General features: G+C 36.5%; 16 protein-coding genes. All 16 read right to left on the bottom strand.

Features of this window, described 5'->3' with window-relative positions; translation table 11 throughout:
* Positions 1-45: 45 nt before the first annotated feature.
* Positions 46-876 carry a 50S ribosomal protein L2 gene (gene rplB, locus CRO45_RS08660; protein WP_097149263.1) on the bottom strand — a complete coding sequence of 277 codons (831 nt, stop codon included), beginning with the start codon at positions 874-876 and terminating at the stop codon, positions 46-48.
* Positions 877-928: 52 nt separating this feature from the next.
* Positions 929-1,207, bottom strand: a complete 279-nt coding sequence (rplW, locus tag CRO45_RS08665; protein ID WP_097149264.1) for a 50S ribosomal protein L23 — start codon at positions 1,205-1,207, stop codon at positions 929-931.
* Complete coding sequence (gene rplD / locus CRO45_RS08670) at positions 1,207-1,830, bottom strand: 50S ribosomal protein L4 (protein ID WP_097149265.1); 624 nt, start codon at positions 1,828-1,830, stop codon at positions 1,207-1,209. The genes rplW and rplD overlap by 1 nt, the downstream gene beginning before the upstream one ends.
* 26 nt (positions 1,831-1,856) lie before the next feature.
* Positions 1,857-2,486, bottom strand: a complete 630-nt coding sequence (gene rplC, locus CRO45_RS08675) for a 50S ribosomal protein L3 (protein ID WP_097149266.1) — start codon at positions 2,484-2,486, stop codon at positions 1,857-1,859.
* A gap of 48 nt (positions 2,487-2,534) precedes the next feature.
* Positions 2,535-2,843 carry a 30S ribosomal protein S10 gene (gene rpsJ / locus CRO45_RS08680; protein WP_036172433.1) on the bottom strand — a complete coding sequence of 103 codons (309 nt, stop codon included), beginning with the start codon at positions 2,841-2,843 and terminating at the stop codon, positions 2,535-2,537.
* A gap of 366 nt (positions 2,844-3,209) precedes the next feature.
* Positions 3,210-4,526 carry a Na+/H+ antiporter family protein gene (locus CRO45_RS08685; protein WP_097149267.1) on the bottom strand — a complete coding sequence of 439 codons (1,317 nt, stop codon included), beginning with the start codon at positions 4,524-4,526 and terminating at the stop codon, positions 3,210-3,212.
* A gap of 133 nt (positions 4,527-4,659) precedes the next feature.
* Positions 4,660-6,639, bottom strand: a complete 1,980-nt coding sequence (locus CRO45_RS08690) for an FtsX-like permease family protein (RefSeq protein ID WP_097149268.1) — start codon at positions 6,637-6,639, stop codon at positions 4,660-4,662.
* Entirely contained in the window at positions 6,629-7,390 is a 762-nt protein-coding gene (locus tag CRO45_RS08695; protein ID WP_097149269.1) for an ABC transporter ATP-binding protein, read from the bottom strand. The genes CRO45_RS08690 and CRO45_RS08695 overlap by 11 nt, the downstream gene beginning before the upstream one ends.
* A 99-nt stretch (positions 7,391-7,489) precedes the next feature.
* On the bottom strand, positions 7,490-8,506 hold the full coding sequence (locus CRO45_RS08700) for a sensor histidine kinase (protein ID WP_097149270.1): 1,017 nt from the start codon (positions 8,504-8,506) through the stop codon (positions 7,490-7,492).
* A gap of 3 nt (positions 8,507-8,509) precedes the next feature.
* On the bottom strand, positions 8,510-9,199 hold the full coding sequence (locus CRO45_RS08705) for a response regulator transcription factor (protein ID WP_097149271.1): 690 nt from the start codon (positions 9,197-9,199) through the stop codon (positions 8,510-8,512).
* 145 nt (positions 9,200-9,344) lie between these two features.
* Entirely contained in the window at positions 9,345-10,532 is a 1,188-nt protein-coding gene (gene tuf, locus CRO45_RS08710) for an elongation factor Tu (protein WP_097149272.1), read from the bottom strand.
* 135 nt (positions 10,533-10,667) lie between these two features.
* Positions 10,668-12,743 carry an elongation factor G gene (fusA, locus tag CRO45_RS08715; RefSeq protein WP_097149273.1) on the bottom strand — a complete coding sequence of 692 codons (2,076 nt, stop codon included), beginning with the start codon at positions 12,741-12,743 and terminating at the stop codon, positions 10,668-10,670.
* Positions 12,744-12,945: 202 nt separating this feature from the next.
* Positions 12,946-13,416, bottom strand: a complete 471-nt coding sequence (rpsG, locus tag CRO45_RS08720) for a 30S ribosomal protein S7 (RefSeq protein WP_036183176.1) — start codon at positions 13,414-13,416, stop codon at positions 12,946-12,948.
* 150 nt (positions 13,417-13,566) lie between these two features.
* Positions 13,567-13,986, bottom strand: coding sequence for a 30S ribosomal protein S12 (gene rpsL / locus CRO45_RS08725; protein ID WP_097149274.1), 420 nt, complete (start codon positions 13,984-13,986; stop codon positions 13,567-13,569).
* Between the two features lie 99 nt (positions 13,987-14,085).
* Positions 14,086-14,334, bottom strand: a complete 249-nt coding sequence (locus CRO45_RS08730) for a ribosomal L7Ae/L30e/S12e/Gadd45 family protein (RefSeq protein WP_097149275.1) — start codon at positions 14,332-14,334, stop codon at positions 14,086-14,088.
* Positions 14,335-14,463: 129 nt separating this feature from the next.
* Entirely contained in the window at positions 14,464-18,153 is a 3,690-nt protein-coding gene (rpoC, locus tag CRO45_RS08735; protein ID WP_097149276.1) for a DNA-directed RNA polymerase subunit beta', read from the bottom strand.
* Positions 18,154-18,171 lie beyond the last annotated feature (18 nt).

An 18,171-nucleotide genomic window follows, 5' to 3' on the forward strand; every position in this document is an offset into this window, starting at 1 on the left:
CGTGACATCACCACGGTACGACTAGCGAACCGTAGTTACATCACTTTATTTTTTACGACCACGAATAATTAACTTATTCGATTTATTTTTCTTGTTACGAGTTTTGAAACCAAGAGCTGGTTTACCCCATGGTGTCATTGGTGACTTACGTCCGATTGGAGTACGTCCTTCACCACCACCGTGTGGGTGATCGTTAGGGTTCATTACAGATCCACGTACAGTTGGACGTTTACCTAACCAACGAGTACGACCTGCTTTACCGATGTGGATAAGTTCGTGTTGTTCGTTACCAACTTGACCGATAGTAGCACGGCAAGTAGCTAAAACTAAACGTACTTCACCAGATTGTAAACGAACGATTACGTATTTACCTTCACGTCCAAGTACTTGAGCAGAAGTACCAGCTGAACGCACTAATTGTCCGCCTTTACCAGGTTTTAACTCGATGTTATGGATTGTAGTACCCATTGGGATGTTTGCAAGTGGTAATGCATTACCTACTTTAATATCAGCTTCCGGACCAGAAACGATTGTTTGACCTACTTCTAATCCTTTTGGAGCTAAGATGTATGTTTTTTCACCATCAGCATAATTGATTAAAGCAATGTTAGCTGAACGGTTTGGATCATATTCGATAGTGGCAACGCGTCCTGGAATGCTGTCTTTCACACGTTTGAAGTCGATAATACGGTATTGACGCTTATGACCCCCACCATTATGACGAACAGTAATTTTACCCTGGTTGTTACGACCAGCTTTGCGTTTTTTAGGAGCAAGTAGAGATTTCTCTGGTTTAGATGCTGTAATTTCCGCAAAGTCAGATGCCGTCATGTTACGACGACCATTTGAGGTTGGTTTATACTTTTTAATCGCCATGTGTATTCCCTCCTCTTTATAAGTTCAATTCAGATCTAAAAATCTTTAGTTATTAAAAGATTTCGATTTCGTTAGAATCAGCAGTTAATTTAACAATCGCTTTACGACGTTTGTTTGTGTAACCACCGAATTTACCTACGCGCTTGAATTTACCTTTGTAGTTCATGATGTTTACTTTTTCAACTTTTACTCCAAAGATTTCTTCAATTGCATCTTTTACTTCCGTTTTGTTCGCACGAACATCTACTTCGAAAGTATATTTTTTCTCAGCCATAAGCTCAGAAGAACGCTCAGTAATGACCGGACGTTTAATAATATCACGTGCTTCCATTATCCAAGCACCTCCTCAACTTTTTCTACTGCAGCTTTAGTGAATACAACTTTTTCGTGACCTACAAGATCAAGAACGTTGATTCCTGAAGCTGTTAAAACAGTTACACCAGGGATGTTACGAGCAGATAATGCTACGTTTTCATCTAGTTCAGCAGTAACAAATAATGCTTTTTTAGCAATGTTTAAGTTACCTAAAATTGCTTTGAAGTCTTTTGTTTTTGGTGCATCTAATTGTAATGCATCAAGAACAAGGAAGTTTTGTTCTACAACTTTAGCTGATAAAGCTGATTTAAGAGCTAAGCGACGAACTTTCTTCGGTAATTTATAACTATAGCTTCTTGGAGTTGGTCCGAATACTGTACCACCACCACGCCATTGTGGAGAGCGGATAGATCCTTGACGAGCACGACCAGTTCCTTTTTGACGCCATGGTTTACGACCACCACCAGCAACTTCTGAACGGTTTTTTACTTTATGATTACCTTGACGTAGAGAAGCGCGTTGAGCGATTACTGCGTCGAATAATACAGCTTCATTTGGCTCGATTCCAAAAATCGCATCGTTTAATTCGATTTCGCCTACTGAAGCACCTGTTTGACTAAGTACGGATACCTTTGTCATTCCTGTTTCCTCCTTTCTTCGGGAAATTATTTAGATTTTACAGCTGATTTCACTGTAACTAATGCTTTTTTAGAACCAGGAACATTACCTTTAACAAGTAGTAAGTTACGCTCTGCATCCACTTTAACGATCTCTAAGTTTTGGATTGTAACTACATTTCCACCCATTTGACCAGGTAATTTCTTTTGTTTGAATACGCGGTTCGGAGCAACTGGACCCATAGAACCGACACGACGGTGGTAACGAGAACCGTGAGACATAGGTCCACGAGATTGTCCGTGGCGTTTAATAGCACCTTGGAAACCTTTACCTTTTGTTACACCTGTTACGTCTACTACATCGCCTTCAGCGAAAATTTCTACTTTGACTTCTTGACCAACTTCGTATTCTTCCGTATTTAAGTTGCGGAATTCACGAATGAAGCGCTTAGGAGCAGTATTCGCTTTTGCTACGTGACCTTGTGCTGGTTTGTTTGAAAGTTTAACACGCTTATCTTCGAAACCAATTTGGATTGCTTCGTAGCCATCAGTTTCAACAGTTTTCTTTTGAAGTACTACGTTTGGAGCAGCTTCGATAACTGTTACAGGAATTAAATCTCCGTTTTCAGCGAAAACTTGAGTCATACCGATTTTTCTACCTAAGATTCCTTTAGTCATTTGTCACACCTCCTGTGATATTTAAAAAGTTTCTATTTGTTTTTACCATTAAAGTTTGATTTCAATATCAACGCCAGATGGTAAGTCAAGTTTCATTAACGCGTCAACAGTTTGTGGTGTTGGGTTAATGATGTCGATCAAACGTTTATGCGTACGCATTTCGAATTGTTCACGAGAATCTTTGTACTTGTGAACCGCACGAAGAATTGTGTACACAGACTTTTCAGTTGGTAACGGGATCGGACCTGATACACTTGCACCTGAACGTTTAGCAGTTTCCACAATTTTCTCAGCAGATTGATCTAAAACACGGTGATCATACGCTTTTAAACGAATACGAATCTTTTGTTTTGCCATTATTTTCCCTCCTTCTCGCCTATTTTCTAGACATTCTCCACGGAAATTTCCCACACATCCGCCATGGCAAAGCGGCCGGGTGTGTCGGCAACCTCCCGCTTCATCGCAGTCAAAGACCAACATTCAACATTATATACAATAAAAAAAGAATAAGCAAGTACTTTTTGCTAAATTCTTTATTATTGTTATGGTTGCATTGCTTTATCTGCATATCTTTTCTTAAGACCTTTTACAGTATATATAATATGAGCACAGTAATCAATTGTTTTGTTATTATTTTATACTGGTAATTTAATCTATTTTGATTACCTAAAATAATAGTAGCCACGTTTACAAGTAGCTACTATTATCATCTTCTGATTTTATTTATAAAACAAAGGATATTGCAATCCATCCAAAGATTATTAGCGGGATATTATAGAAGATAAATGTCGGTACACATGTATCCCAAATATGATTATGTTGTCCATCAGCATTTAATCCTGATGTTGGACCTAAAGTTGAATCAGACGCTGGAGAGCCTGCATCACCTAGTGCACCTGCCGTACCAATTAACGAGATAATAGCTAATGTACTTAAACCTAATTCCAATGATAGAGGTACAAAGATTGCTGCAATGATCGGTATAGTCGCAAAAGAGGAACCAATCCCCATCGTTACAACTAAACCAATGATTAGCATCAATAATACCGCTAAACTGACATTGCCATTCAATATATCTAATGTATCGTTCACTAACAGCTCTACATGACCAGTTTCATTGATAACAGCTGAAAAGCCGTTTGCTGATATCATGACAAACCCAATAAACGCCATCATCCGGAAACCATCAGATAGAATTGTATCTGCCGCTTTCCATCTTAATGCTCCTGTTATGTACAATACTAGAATACCAGCAAGAGCAGCTACAATCATCGAATTTGTAGAGATTTGAACGACAACCGTAATTACTAATGAAAGAATGGTAAATAAAACATTTTTTTTGCTTATAGTAATCTCAATTTTTTCTTCCATTATATTAACTTCTTTATAGACCCTTGGTTTTCTGTAAATAAAGAAAGCACATACCAGTCCTATTGCCATTCCTAACACAGGAATAGCCATCGCCTTTGGAATATCTGCCATATCTATTGGTAATCCTGCTAGGCCTATTTGTTTTGCAATAATCTCTTGATAGATAAACCCAAATCCATAAGGTAAAAATATATATGGTGTGATTAAACCGAAAGTTAAAATACATGCGATTAACCGACGATCCACTTCCAACATATTAAGTATCTTTAATATCGGTGGGATTAATAGTGGAATAAATGCAATATGAATTGGGATTAGATTTTGTGAAAATATCGCCATTAATAATAATAAGAGAAATATTAATACTTTTACTAAACTTCTCTTTTGGGATTCACCATTCCGACCTACAACTTTTAGTATTTTATCTATTAATAATTCTGTAATTCCGGTTTTGGATATTGCGACAGCAAAACCACCTAATAAACCATAACTTAAGGCAACTTGTGCCCCGCCACCTAATCCATTTTGAAAAGCTTCAATTGTTTCTGTTAACGTCATACCACCTGTTAAACCACCTACGATTCCACCAATGACTAGAGACAACACAACATTGATTCGTAGTAAGCTTAATACTAACATTACGAGTACTGCTATTAATACTGCGTTCATCATTAAACCCCATACTTTCCTCTGCTAAATTACTAACGTACTAGAGTGTAATCACTTTTTGAAATAAAGTCAATGTAAATAAAAGTCGTTATAATTTTCCCTAAATTCGAGAAATTATAACGACTTTCTTCTATTATAATGAATTATTAACAACTCTTTTATAATATTGGATAGTTAGTACTGCAAATACTCCATACATTAAAATGTACAAACTCATTATGATCATTAATGGTGTTTCAAATTCTGTTCCAAACAAAAACCAACCTGATTTTACAGCAAAGTAACTATGCAACAATCCAATGAATAAAGGTACACCGAAACTAAATAGCTGTTTTGCGTAAATCCCTTTCATAATATTCGAAGTTGAGAATCCAATTTTTCGTAACGTTGTATAAGACTCTTTCTCATCTTCTGCCTCCGCCATCTGTTTAAAGTATAAGATACTTCCCGTTGTAAGCAAGAAAGCTAGGCCTAAAAAAGCAGTTACAAAAATAGTCATACCAAATGTTGCGATATTTTCTTTTCTAAGCTCTTCATATGAGGAAGGTGTGTGTGTAAACGGGTGCCCTTCAACGATTTCAAGTTCAAAACCTCTTGCATCTGCTAAATCTTCATAAATAGCTTCTGCTTTTTCTAAATCATTATTATCTTTAAGATTAATTCCAATTTGAGTCCGTTCTTTCCCACTAGCACTAATTTGATCAAACAAATCGTCCGTAACAACTAATACAGGACCACCCGTATTAACTGCACTATATAATAAGAAGTCTTCACGTATATCAGTAACAAATAAAGTTACTTCCAAATCTTCCGTTTTAGCTACAATATTTTTTTCTTTCTGTAACGGCATAATTTCAGATAGTACATTAACATAGCTTGTCAAAAGAGCTTCACCATCATTAATTTCTACATTAGGTACTTTCTTTTGAAAATCGCTTAAAGAGATTACGCTTGTTTTCATCTCATCAGTGAAAAATAACGGACTATCTTTTAAGCCATTGCTAATCAATTCTTCAATATTTAAATCTACCTCAGACATAAGGTAATCTTCTTTTTCATACCTAATGCCTTCTTTGTTTAATAATTCAAGAAACTCGACACCTTTATTATCAATGATCATATAATCGTAAGGCGATGATTGTCTTGCATTATTTTCAGAGGAATAATAAGAAATGTATGATAGACCCATTATCCCAATAGCTAGGGCTGTTAATGTTGTAATTAAAGTTAATGATTTTGCGTTCGATTTCATTCGATGCATTATAGGTGATATTGCGAGAACATCGACAACATTTAAATGTCCCTTTTTTCTACTACGTAACAAATTCATAATAAATGATACTGAGAATCGGAAAAATAAAAACGTTCCAAAAATCGTCGATGCTAAAATAAGTAGCATATTCATAAAGAGATTAGTCGCAGCATCTGGATCTGCAATATTAAACAATTGTGTCGACTTATAGTAACCATAGTATATTAGCGCAATGCCTATAATCCCCATAATCATTTGGAATACTCCAAATGGTTTTATGCGTTCATCAGCCTTTTTGGATGCATTAAATAGTGATAACAAAGATACTCTTCTAATCATCCATATCATTTGAATAAGGATTACAACTAAAAGTATTGTAAAGACAATAGTCGATTGCGTTAATGCTTCAATTGAAAATGTAAGATCTACAACTGCCTCAAGTTCTACTAACCTTAGAAGAATCATTGCAAATATTCTAGAGCTTAAAAAGCCTAATACCATCCCTACTCCAACAGCTAGTATAAATAGTATGATGTTTTCTAATGCGATCAGCCTTACAACTAATCCCTTCGTCATTCCTATCAATTGATATAAGCCAATTTCTTTACTTCTTCTCTTCATGAATAAATGATTCGCATACAATACAAAAAACGTTACAATAAAATAAAGTATATAGCTAGCAACTTCAAAACCTGTACTGGCTGTCCCACTTTTTTCTAATGTTTCAATGACTGACGGATTTGTGTATAACGTAGTAAAAGAAAAGCATAGTGTAACACTAAATATTAAGGCAAAGAAATATAGATAATAGTGTTTTAAATTCTTTCTCATACTTCTTAGAACAAGTTTACTAAGAGTCATATCCATCACCACCCAATACACTTTGGGTATTTAAAATTTGTTGGAAAAACTGATTACGTGTTTTGTCTCCACGATATAGCTCTGTATAGATCTGTCCATCCTTTAAAAATAGTACTCTAGAACAAAAACTTGCTGCAACGGAATCATGAGTAACCATCATAATTGTTACAGACTTTTGTTGATTAATATTTTCTAAATTAGTTAGTAATGCGGTAGCAGATTTAGAATCTAACGCCCCTGTTGGCTCATCCGCAAAAACTAATGTTGGATTTGCAATAAGAGCACGTGCAGCAGAAGTTCTTTGCTTTTGACCACCTGATATTTCATTTGGGTATTTGTGCAATATATCTGCTATGCCAAGTAAGCCAACAAGTTCTTTCAGACGATTTTCAGCTACTACTTTAGGAAGTTTACTTATTGATAACGGTAGTAATATGTTTTCCTTAACCGTTAAAGTATCAAGTAGATTGTAATCTTGGAAGATGAAACCTAGTTTTTCTCTTCTGAAATTCGCTAACTCTTTTTCTTTCATGCTTCTTAAGTTTTTACCGTCGATTTCAACAATACCTTCTGTTGCAAAATCGATTGAACATAAAACATTTAATAGAGTCGTTTTCCCAGAACCAGAAGGACCCATGATTCCTACAAACTCTCCTTCATTTACTTCTAAATCTATACCTTTTAAAACTTCGTGTGCATTTGACTTTTTTCCATATATTTTTCTTACTTTTCTTCCAATTAAAACTGCCATAGAAATACTCCTCTCTTTTAGCTAATTTCATTTTAACTTTTAGCATGGATTTCTACGCTCGTTTTAGATGACAAAATAAAATGGTAGGTGACAATTTTGTCATCTACCGAGAATTTCTTGATATTCATTTTTATTCGGAAATTGTAACGTGAAAATCGAACCTTCATTTACCTTAGACTCAACAATTATTTTTATGCCGAGTTTTTTTGCCGCATCATTTGCTAAAAAAAGGCCCATACCGGTAGACTGAAAGGATTCTCGACCTACTGTACCAGTGAATGACTTTTGAAATATACGAGATATATCTTCCACAGGTATACCAATTCCATGATCTTGAATATGTAACAATAGGTGCTCTTTATCATCTATTTCTGTAAAAAGATGAATTTCTGTATTCTCATAGCTATATTTAATGGCATTAGATAATACTTGTCTAATGATAAAGGACAACCACTTTCGATCAGTAATAACTTCTTGCTCCAAACCATCAATTTGGAACCCGAGGCCTTTTTCCATACACCAAGACTGAAAATCTTTTATTTCCTTATAGACAACTGACTTTAACTCAACTATTTCAAACCGATTATCTTTTTCAATTGTAGCTAATCTTGTATTGTGTAGTTGCTGATCAAGTAAATAATTTATTCGTACCCATTCTTTTTCGATTTTTTGTTGGATTTTCAAATCTTCAACTTGTTCAACCATTAGCTTCATAGCGGTTAATGGGGTCTTCATTTCATGAACCCATGCAAGTACATCTTCTGTGTCTTCTAACACTCTAATCTTCGTTTCATTTAATAAGGCTTCTTTTTTCTCCAATATGCGAATAAAATGTTCCATATATTTTCGCTGGTATGGGGATAGGTTTTCAGCATTCAAATCACTTAAATTATTATTCTCAAATACATTTCCCAGGAAATTTTTAAATTGAGCAGTTTCTTTAAAATAGCGCCAACCAAAGAAAGATAAGAACAAAAAAATTACTATAAGGTTGAAGTATCCAATAGAGATTCCTGATAATCCTATATCAAGATAAAATAAAACATTCATTATGAGTAATAATAAAATAAAGAAAACAATCCAAGCCCATCGTTCCCTTATATATAAGAAAAGCATACGTCACCTCTTCTGTGTTACAGCCATATAGCCAAGACCTTTCTTTGTAACAATGACATTTTCAAGTCCAATTTCTTCAAGTTTTTGTCTTAACCGATTCACATTTACTGATAATGTATTATCGTTTACAAACCGTTCATCGTCCCATAACTTTCTCATTAACTCGTCTCGCGAAACAATATGATCTACTTGTTGAACAAGTACTCTTAATATAAATAATTCATTCTTTGTCAATTCAATACTTTGATTATTAATACTTATTATTCCTTTTGAATAATCAATTATTGCATCATTCCATCTTATAATATCTGTCTGCTCTTCTGAATAATCGTAAGTACGACGCAGTAAGGCTTGCACTTTAGCAATGAGCACTTCCATATGAAAAGGCTTTTGTACAAAATCATCTGCACCCATTTGCATTGCCATAACCATATCCATTGGATGATCACGAGATGATAAAAATATAATAGGTACTTTTGAATGAGCTCGAATTTCACGACACCAATGAAATCCGTCAAACGCTGGTAATTGAATATCGATAATTACTAATTGCGGTTTTTCCTCAAAAAAATAATCCATCACTTTTTGAAAATCCTTTGGACCCACTACATCTATAGCCCATTGTTGAAATCTTTCCTTAATCATTTCAAAAATTGATTGATCATCTTCTATAAGTAAAATTTTAAAATCCACAAATATCACCTCTCACTTTTTACATTGTAACATGTTTTTCCATTTATCATTAAACTCGAGAAGGCTTATTTAGATTTTACAAATAAAAAAAACCAACTTTAGGGCGTCCCCTAGAGTTGGTTTTTAAAGCTTTTAAAAAGCTAAATTATTTTTGGATTGTAGCTACTACACCAGCGCCTACAGTACGTCCACCCTCACGGATAGAGAATTTAGTACCTTCTTCAAGAGCGATTGGAGAGATTAATTCTACAGACATTTCAATGTTGTCACCAGGCATAACCATTTCTACGCCTTCTGGTAAGTTGATAACACCAGTTACGTCAGTTGTACGGAAGTAGAACTGAGGACGGTAGTTAGAGAAGAATGGAGTGTGACGTCCACCTTCTTCTTTTGATAAAACGTAAACTTCAGCTTTGAAAGTTGTGTGTGGAGTGATTGAGCCTGGTTTAGCTAATACTTGACCACGTTGGATATCTTCACGAGCAACACCACGTAATAATGCACCGATGTTGTCTCCAGCTTCAGCATAATCTAATAATTTACGGAACATTTCTACACCAGTTACAGTTGTAGATTTAGCTTCTTCAGCAAGACCGATGATTTCTACTACGTCTCCAACTTTAACTTGACCGCGTTCTACACGACCAGTTGCAACTGTACCACGACCAGTGATAGAGAATACGTCCTCTACTGGCATCATGAATGGTTTGTCAGTTTGACGTTCTGGAGTTGGGATGTACTCGTCAACAGCGTTCATTAACTCAACGATTTTTTCTTCCCATTCTGGTTCACCTTCAAGAGCTTTTAAAGCAGAACCTTTGATTACTGGAAGATCGTCGCCTGGGAAATCGTACTCAGATAATAAGTCACGTACTTCCATTTCAACTAATTCTAATAATTCTTCGTCGTCAACCATATCACATTTGTTTAAGAATACTACTAAGTAAGGAACACCTACTTGACGTGATAAAAGGATGTGCTCACGAGTTTGTGGCATTGGGCCGTCAGCAGCAGATACTACTAAGATACCGCCGTCCATTTGAGCAGCACCAGTGATCATGTTTTTAACATAGTCAGCGTGTCCTGGGCAGTCAACGTGTGCATAGTGACGTGATTCAGTTTCGTATTCGATGTGAGAAGTATTGATCGTGATTCCACGCTCTTTTTCTTCTGGTGCGTTATCTACGTCAGCATATGACTTAGCTTCTCCACCCATTCTTTTTGAAAGAACTGTAGCGATTGCAGCAGTTAATGTAGTTTTACCATGGTCAACGTGTCCGATTGTACCAATGTTAGCATGCGTTTTCGAACGGTCAAATTTTTCTTTAGCCATTAGAGATAGCCTCCTATAATCTGTTTTATTATTTTTTTTATGTTATAACTGTTTGGCAAGAAAATACTTCCTTACCAAACAATCATAGCTTACAAATTATTTATACTTTATACAAGACGAAATTTCAAATATTAATTATTCGCCTGTATTTTTTTTGATAATTTCTTCAGAAATTGATTTTGGTACTTCTTCATAGTGATCAAATACCATTGAGAATACACCACGACCTTGTGTTGCAGAACGTAAAGTAGTTGCATATCCGAACATTTCTGAAAGTGGAACCATTGCACGAACAACTTGTGCGTTACCACGAGCTTCCATACCTTCTACGCGACCACGGCGAGAAGTGATGTTACCCATAATATCACCAAGATATTCTTCTGGAACTACTACTTCAACTTTCATAATAGGTTCTAATAGAACTGGATTACATTTTTTCGCAGCACCTTTAAGTGCCATAGAAGCAGCTATTTTAAATGCCATCTCATTCGAGTCAACATCATGGTATGAACCATCAAATAGTTTTGCTTTAATATCGATTAATGGGAATCCAGCAATTACACCATTTTCAAGTGAATCTTTAAGACCAGCTTCTACTGCTGGGATATATTCACGAGGAACAACCCCACCAACGATAGCGTTCTCAAATTCGAAACCTTTACCTTCTTCGTTCGGTGAAAATTCGATCCAAACGTGACCGAATTGTCCACGACCACCTGATTGACGTACGAATTTACCTTCTACTTGTGCAGAAGTACGGAATGTTTCACGGTAAGATACCTGAGGAGCACCTACGTTACATTCTACTTTAAATTCACGTTTCATACGGTCAACTAAGATATCAAGGTGTAACTCACCCATACCAGAGATAATTGTTTGACCAGTTTCTTGGTCAGTGTGAGCACGGAATGTTGGGTCTTCTTCTTGAAGTTTTTGTAAAGCTTGTCCCATTTTATCTTGGTCAGCTTTTGATTTTGGTTCAACAGATAAAGAGATAACTGGTTCTGGGAAATCCATTGACTCTAAAATAACATGGTCTTTCTCGTCACATAGAGTGTCACCAGTTGTAGTATCTTTAAGTCCTACAGCAGCAGCAATATCACCAGCGAATACTTTAGAAATTTCTTCACGAGAGTTTGCGTGCATTTGAAGGATACGACCTACACGTTCACGTTTACCTTTTGTTGAGTTTTGTACGTATGAACCTGATTCTAAAACACCAGAGTAAACACGGAAGAATGTTAATTTACCAACATAAGGGTCAGTCATAACTTTGAATGCTAGTGCAGCGAATGGCTCTTCATCGCTAGAATGTTTTTCAACTTCTTCACCATCATCATTAACACCTTTAATTGCTGCTACGTCAGTAGGAGCAGGTAGGTAGTCAATTACAGCATCAAGCATTAATTGAACACCTTTGTTTTTGAATGCAGTACCACAAACAACTGGGTAGAATTGAACTGATAATGTAGCTTTACGGATACCAGCTTTTAATTCTTCTAGTGTGATTTCTTCACCAGCGAAGTATTTTTCCATAAGTTCTTCGTCTAGTTCAGCAACTGCTTCAACTAATTTTTCACGATATTCTTCAGCTTGCGCTTTATATTCTTCAGGAATTTCACTTACAGTAATATCAGTTCCAAGGTCATTACCATAGAAGATAGCTTTCATTTCAACTAAATCAATGATACCTTCGAATTGATCTTCCGCACCAATTGGTAATTGGATTGGATGTGCATTAGCTTGTAAGCGATCATGTAAAGTGCCAACAGAGTATAAGAAGTTTGCACCAATTTTGTCCATTTTGTTTACAAATACAATACGTGGAACACCGTATGTTGTAGCTTGACGCCATACTGTTTCAGTTTGAGGCTCAACACCTGATTGAGCATCTAGAACTGTTACAGCTCCGTCAAGTACACGTAAAGAACGTTCAACTTCTACAGTGAAGTCTACGTGTCCTGGAGTATCGATGATATTTACGCGGTGACCTTTCCATTGAGCTGTTGTAGCAGCAGAAGTGATTGTAATACCACGTTCTTGCTCTTGCGCCATCCAGTCCATTTGAGCTCCACCATCGTGAGTTTCACCGATTTTATGAATCTTACCAGTGTAATAAAGGATACGCTCTGTTGTTGTTGTTTTACCAGCATCAATGTGAGCCATGATTCCGATATTACGTGTATTCTCTAGTGAGAATTCGCGTTTCATAGGAAAATTTCTCCTTCCAAATTGGTTTAGACTATATTGCAAATATGCCTAAGCATAATTTTAACTAAGATTTCATATATGTGAATGATTAAATCATATTCTTTACGAAATCTTGAAATTAGCTTAGGCAGTTAACATCAATTTTAATAAGTAAAATGATGTTAAACTAGTACTAGCCTTATCATCTAGTACATAGTCTAAATTACCAGCGATAGTGTGCGAATGCTTTGTTTGCTTCTGCCATTTTGTGCATATCTTCACGTTTCTTAACTGAAGCTCCAGTGTTGTTAGATGCATCAAGAATTTCGTTAGCTAAACGCTCTTCCATAGTTTTTTCACCACGAAGACGAGAATAGTTAACTAAATAACGAAGACCTAAAGTAATACGACGTTCTGGACGAACTTCAACTGGTACTTGGTAGTTAGAACCACCAACACGACGAGCACGTACTTCAAGTACTGGCATAACGTTGTTTAAAGCTGCTTCGAATACTTCTAAAGGCTCTTGACCAGAACGTTCTTTAACTAGTTGGAACGCACCGTATAAGATTTTTTCAGAAGTACCTCTTTTACCATCAATCATCATTTTATTGACTAAACGAGTTACTAGTTTTGAATTGTAAATTGGATCTGGTAACACGTCACGTTTGGAAACAGGACCTTTACGAGGCATGTGTTTTCCTCCTTTCGAAAATTATCTAATTTATATAATCAAGTTGCCTATCGAAATTTATACTTTGATTTTGAACCGTGCGCACGTTTCATATGAATTCAAAATCTTGTATGAATAACAAAGGCTCTCTTAAAGTTTTAGGAAACTAAATTATTTTTTCTCTTTTGGACGTTTTGCTCCATATAGAGAACGTGATTGCATACGGCCGTTTACACCAGCAGTATCAAGAGCACCACGAACGATATGGTAACGTACCCCTGGTAAGTCTTTTACACGTCCACCGCGGATTAATACTACGCTGTGTTCTTGTAAGTTATGACCTTCACCAGGAATGTAAGCAGTAACTTCAAGTTGGTTAGTTAAACGAACACGAGCATATTTACGTAACGCTGAGTTCGGTTTTTTAGGTGTCATCGTACCAACACGAGTACATACACCACGTTTTTGAGGTGATTTAACATTTGTTGGAGATTTTTTGAAACTGTTATATCCTCTGTTTAACGCTGGTGAATTTGATTTCGTGCTTTTTGATTTACGAGGCTTACGTACCAATTGGTTAATTGTAGGCATCGGTTTTTCCTCCCTTCATTCATTCATGTAAATCCACATATCCAGGTGGTTCATTTTTTGGGTAAAAAACAAGTCTTTGTGTTTCGAACACAAAAACCATTAACGAGCAATTGCAACAATTGCAGCACTGACTTTAATACCGCATGCTTTTCCAAGTTCTCTTTTTGACTTAACGAGATTTACCGGTATACCGACTTCTTTTGCAAGAATAAGTACAGGATCGGTTACTCGGGCTTCTGCATCAAGTGCAACGACAAGTTCTGTTACTTGACCAGCTTTGATTGCTTTCATTGCTTGTTTTGTCCCTATGATTGTTTTACTAGCCTGTTTGACTTTTTCATAAGACATTTTCATATCCTCCGAAGTACAGACAGTTAACTATCAACCTTAAGTATATTATCATTACTAAAATAAACTGTCAAATGTTTTTTATAAAATTCCAAGGAGATTATTTCTCCTTGGAATATTTTTTTGTAATTATTCAGCAGATGTTAACTCTTCTTGAGCTTCTACTGAATCTTCTTTAATACGAATTTGGCGATATCTTTGCATACCTGTACCAGCAGGAACAAGTTTACCGATAATTACATTCTCTTTCAGACCAAGAAGTTCATCGCGTTTACCTTTGATAGCAGCATCAGTTAACACACGAGTTGTTTCTTGGAATGATGCAGCTGATAAGAACGATTCTGTTTCAAGAGATGCTTTTGTAATACCAAGAATTACAGGTCGGCAAGTTGCAGGAACTTTACCAGAAACGATAACCTCTTTGTTCGCTTCAGTAAATTGGTGAATATCTAGTAATGAACCTGGTAATAAATCAGTATCGCCAGCTTCAATTACACGTACTTTACGTAGCATTTGACGTACCATTACTTCGATATGTTTGTCACCAATTTCTACCCCTTGCATACGGTATACTTTTTGTACTTCTTTTAATAAGTACTCTTGTACAGTAGCAACATCTTTTACTTTTAAGAGTTGTTTTGGATCGATTGAACCTTCAGACAATATTTGACCTGGGTTAACAGTTTCACCAATTTGTACTTTAATACGCGCATTATAAGGTGCTTGGTATTTACGAGTTTCGATTTCACCTTGAATTGTAATTTCTTTTAAACCTTCACGTATTTCGTCAATTTCAATTACGTTACCTTTAATTTCAGAGATAACTGCTTGCCCTTTAGGGTTACGAGCCTCGAAAATTTCTTGGATACGTGGAAGACCTTGTGTTATATCGTTACCAGCAACCCCACCAGTGTGGAATGTACGCATCGTTAACTGTGTACCTGGTTCACCGATAGATTGAGCAGCGATAATACCTACCGCTTCCCCAACTTCAACTTCTTCTCCTGTTGCCAAGTTAATACCGTAACATTTTTTACATACGCCATGCTTTGTATTACATGTGAATGCAGAACGTATTGTTACTTCTTCAATACCTGCATCAATAATTTGACGTGAAATATCTTGAGTAATTAAGGCATTACGTTCCACAATTACTTCACCTGTTTCAGGGTGATGAATTGTTTTCTTAACGTGACGGCCTTCGATACGTTCATCAAGAGATTCGATAATTTCAGATCCTTCTCTTAACGCACCGATTGTTAAGCCACGGTCTGTTCCACAATCGTCTTCGCGAACAATTACATCTTGTGCAACGTCAACAAGACGACGAGTTAGGTAACCAGAGTCAGCTGTTTTTAACGCTGTATCAGCTAATCCTTTACGAGCACCGTGCGTAGAAATGAAGTACTCCAATACCGTTAAACCTTCACGGAATGATGATCTAATAGGTAATTCGATAATACGTCCAGCCGGGTTGGCCATTAATCCACGCATACCTGCAAGCTGAGTAAAGTTAGATGCGTTACCACGAGCACCAGAGTCACTCATCATGAAGATTGGGTTTGTTTTAGGTAGAGAGTCCATCAGTTTAGACTGAATTTCATCTTTTGCTGCAGACCAGCTAGATATTACACGATCGTAACGTTCTTCTTCCGTAATTAAACCACGTCGGAATTGTACAGTTACTTTATCTACTTTTTTCTGTGCTTCTTCTAAAATTTCACCTTTGTTAGGTAATACTACGATATCAGATACACCTACTGTGATACCTGCTTTTGTCGAGTATTTAAATCCTAAGTCTTTCATACGGTCAAGCATTTTAGACGTTTCTGTAATGTGGAATCGTTTAAATACTTCCGCAATGATACTACCTAAGAATTTTTTACGGAATGGGTTAATAACTGGAGCATCATCAAAGTGCTTTTTCAATACTACTTGACGTTGTATAGTGATTTTTTCTTGTTCAGAAAGTGCACTGTATCCTTCACTTGCTTCCACTTCTTTTAATAACTCATCGTCAATTCTTAACTGAGTGAAATATTTATCTGGCGTCTTTTGTTCTAAGTTGTATGCTGTTGGTTCGTTAATATAAGGGAATGTTTCAGGAAGAATTTCGTTGAAAATTACCTTACCAACAGTTGTAATTAAGAACATTTCATTTTGTTCTTCAGTAAATGTTTGGTTATTTAATGAGCTAGCTTTAACCGCAATACGAGTGTGTAAATGTACATGACCCGTTTGGTAAGCGATTAATACTTCGTTTGGACCGTAGAAGACAGAGCCTTCACCACGGGCACCTTTACGTTCTAGAGTTAGGTAATAGTTACCTAAAACCATATCTTGTGAAGGTGTTACTACCGGTTTACCATCTTTAGGGTTAAGGATGTTTTGTGCAGCTAACATTAGAAGTCTTGCTTCCGCTTGTGCTTCTGCAGAAAGTGGCACGTGAACCGCCATTTGGTCACCATCGAAGTCAGCGTTATAAGCTGTACATACTAGTGGGTGAAGACGAATCGCACGACCTTCAACTAATGTAGGTTCGAAAGCTTGAATCCCTAGTCTGTGTAAAGTTGGTGCACGGTTTAATAACACAGGATGCTCACGGATAACGTCTTCTAACACATCCCAAACTTCGTTATGCAGACGCTCGATTTTACGTTTTGCACTTTTAATGTTATGTGCTAGGCCACGTTCAACTAGTTCTTTCATAACAAACGGCTTGAATAGTTCAATAGCCATTTCTTTTGGAAGACCACATTGATACATTTTTAAGTTTGGTCCTACTACGATAACGGAACGACCAGAGTAGTCTACACGTTTACCAAGTAAGTTTTGACGGAAACGACCTTGTTTCCCTTTTAACATATGTGAAAGAGATTTTAATGGACGGTTACCTGGTCCAGTTACTGGACGGCCACGACGACCATTGTCAATTAAAGCATCTACTGCTTCTTGTAACATACGTTTTTCGTTTTGAACGATAATACTTGGAGCACCAAGATCAAGAAGTCGTTTTAAACGATTGTTACGGTTAATTACACGGCGATATAAGTCATTTAAATCAGACGTAGCAAAGCGACCACCATCTAATTGCACCATTGGACGAAGCTCTGGTGGAATTACTGGTAGTACGTCTAATACCATCCATTCTGGTTTGTTACCAGAATTACGGAATGACTCAATCACTTCAAGGCGTTTAATCGCACGAGTGCGGCGTTGACCTTGTGCAGTTTTCAACTCTTCTTTTAATACATTTGTTTCATCTTCTAGATCAATTTGTTCAAGAAGCTTTTTAATTGCTTCTGCACCCATTGCAGCATCGAAACTATTGCCGAATTTTTCACGGTATGCACGGTATTCTTTCTCAGAAAGAAGTTGTTTCTTTTCTAAGCTAGAACCTCCAGCATCGATTACTACATAAGATGCAAAATAAATCACTTCTTCTAAAGCTCGAGGTGACATATCTAGAATTAAGCCCATACGGCTTGGGATACCTTTGAAATACCAAATATGAGAAACTGGTGCAGCTAGTTCAATGTGACCCATACGTTCACGACGTACTTTTGCTCTAGTTACTTCAACTCCACAGCGATCACAAACGACACCTTTATAACGAACACGTTTGTATTTACCACAATGACATTCCCAGTCTTTTGTTGGTCCAAAAATACGCTCACAGAAAAGGCCGTCTTTTTCTGGTTTTAATGTACGATAGTTAATTGTTTCTGGCTTTTTAACTTCCCCATAAGACCATGAACGGATTTTATCTGGTGAAGCTAAACCAATTTTCATATATTCAAATTCATTAACGTCTATCAAGGAGCCTACCTCCCTTTA

Origin of the sequence: Ureibacillus acetophenoni, assembly GCF_900220965.1 — a bacterium.
Taxonomy (GTDB): domain Bacteria; phylum Bacillota; class Bacilli; order Bacillales_A; family Planococcaceae; genus Ureibacillus; species Ureibacillus acetophenoni.

Coding starts and splice junctions, on each gene's coding strand:
- rplB (WP_097149263.1), bottom strand. CDS start 876: ATGGCGATTAAAAAGTATAAACCAACCTCAAATGGTCGTCGTAACATG.
- rplW (WP_097149264.1), bottom strand. CDS start 1,207: ATGGAAGCACGTGATATTATTAAACGTCCGGTCATTACTGAGCGTTCT.
- rplD (WP_097149265.1), bottom strand. CDS start 1,830: ATGACAAAGGTATCCGTACTTAGTCAAACAGGTGCTTCAGTAGGCGAA.
- rplC (WP_097149266.1), bottom strand. CDS start 2,486: ATGACTAAAGGAATCTTAGGTAGAAAAATCGGTATGACTCAAGTTTTC.
- rpsJ (WP_036172433.1), bottom strand. CDS start 2,843: ATGGCAAAACAAAAGATTCGTATTCGTTTAAAAGCGTATGATCACCGT.
- CRO45_RS08685 (WP_097149267.1), bottom strand. CDS start 4,526: ATGAACGCAGTATTAATAGCAGTACTCGTAATGTTAGTATTAAGCTTA.
- CRO45_RS08690 (WP_097149268.1), bottom strand. CDS start 6,639: ATGACTCTTAGTAAACTTGTTCTAAGAAGTATGAGAAAGAATTTAAAA.
- CRO45_RS08695 (WP_097149269.1), bottom strand. CDS start 7,390: ATGGCAGTTTTAATTGGAAGAAAAGTAAGAAAAATATATGGAAAAAAG.
- CRO45_RS08700 (WP_097149270.1), bottom strand. CDS start 8,506: ATGCTTTTCTTATATATAAGGGAACGATGGGCTTGGATTGTTTTCTTT.
- tuf (WP_097149272.1), bottom strand. CDS start 10,532: ATGGCTAAAGAAAAATTTGACCGTTCGAAAACGCATGCTAACATTGGT.
- fusA (WP_097149273.1), bottom strand. CDS start 12,743: ATGAAACGCGAATTCTCACTAGAGAATACACGTAATATCGGAATCATG.
- rpsG (WP_036183176.1), bottom strand. CDS start 13,416: ATGCCTCGTAAAGGTCCTGTTTCCAAACGTGACGTGTTACCAGATCCA.
- rpsL (WP_097149274.1), bottom strand. CDS start 13,986: ATGCCTACAATTAACCAATTGGTACGTAAGCCTCGTAAATCAAAAAGC.
- CRO45_RS08730 (WP_097149275.1), bottom strand. CDS start 14,334: ATGTCTTATGAAAAAGTCAAACAGGCTAGTAAAACAATCATAGGGACA.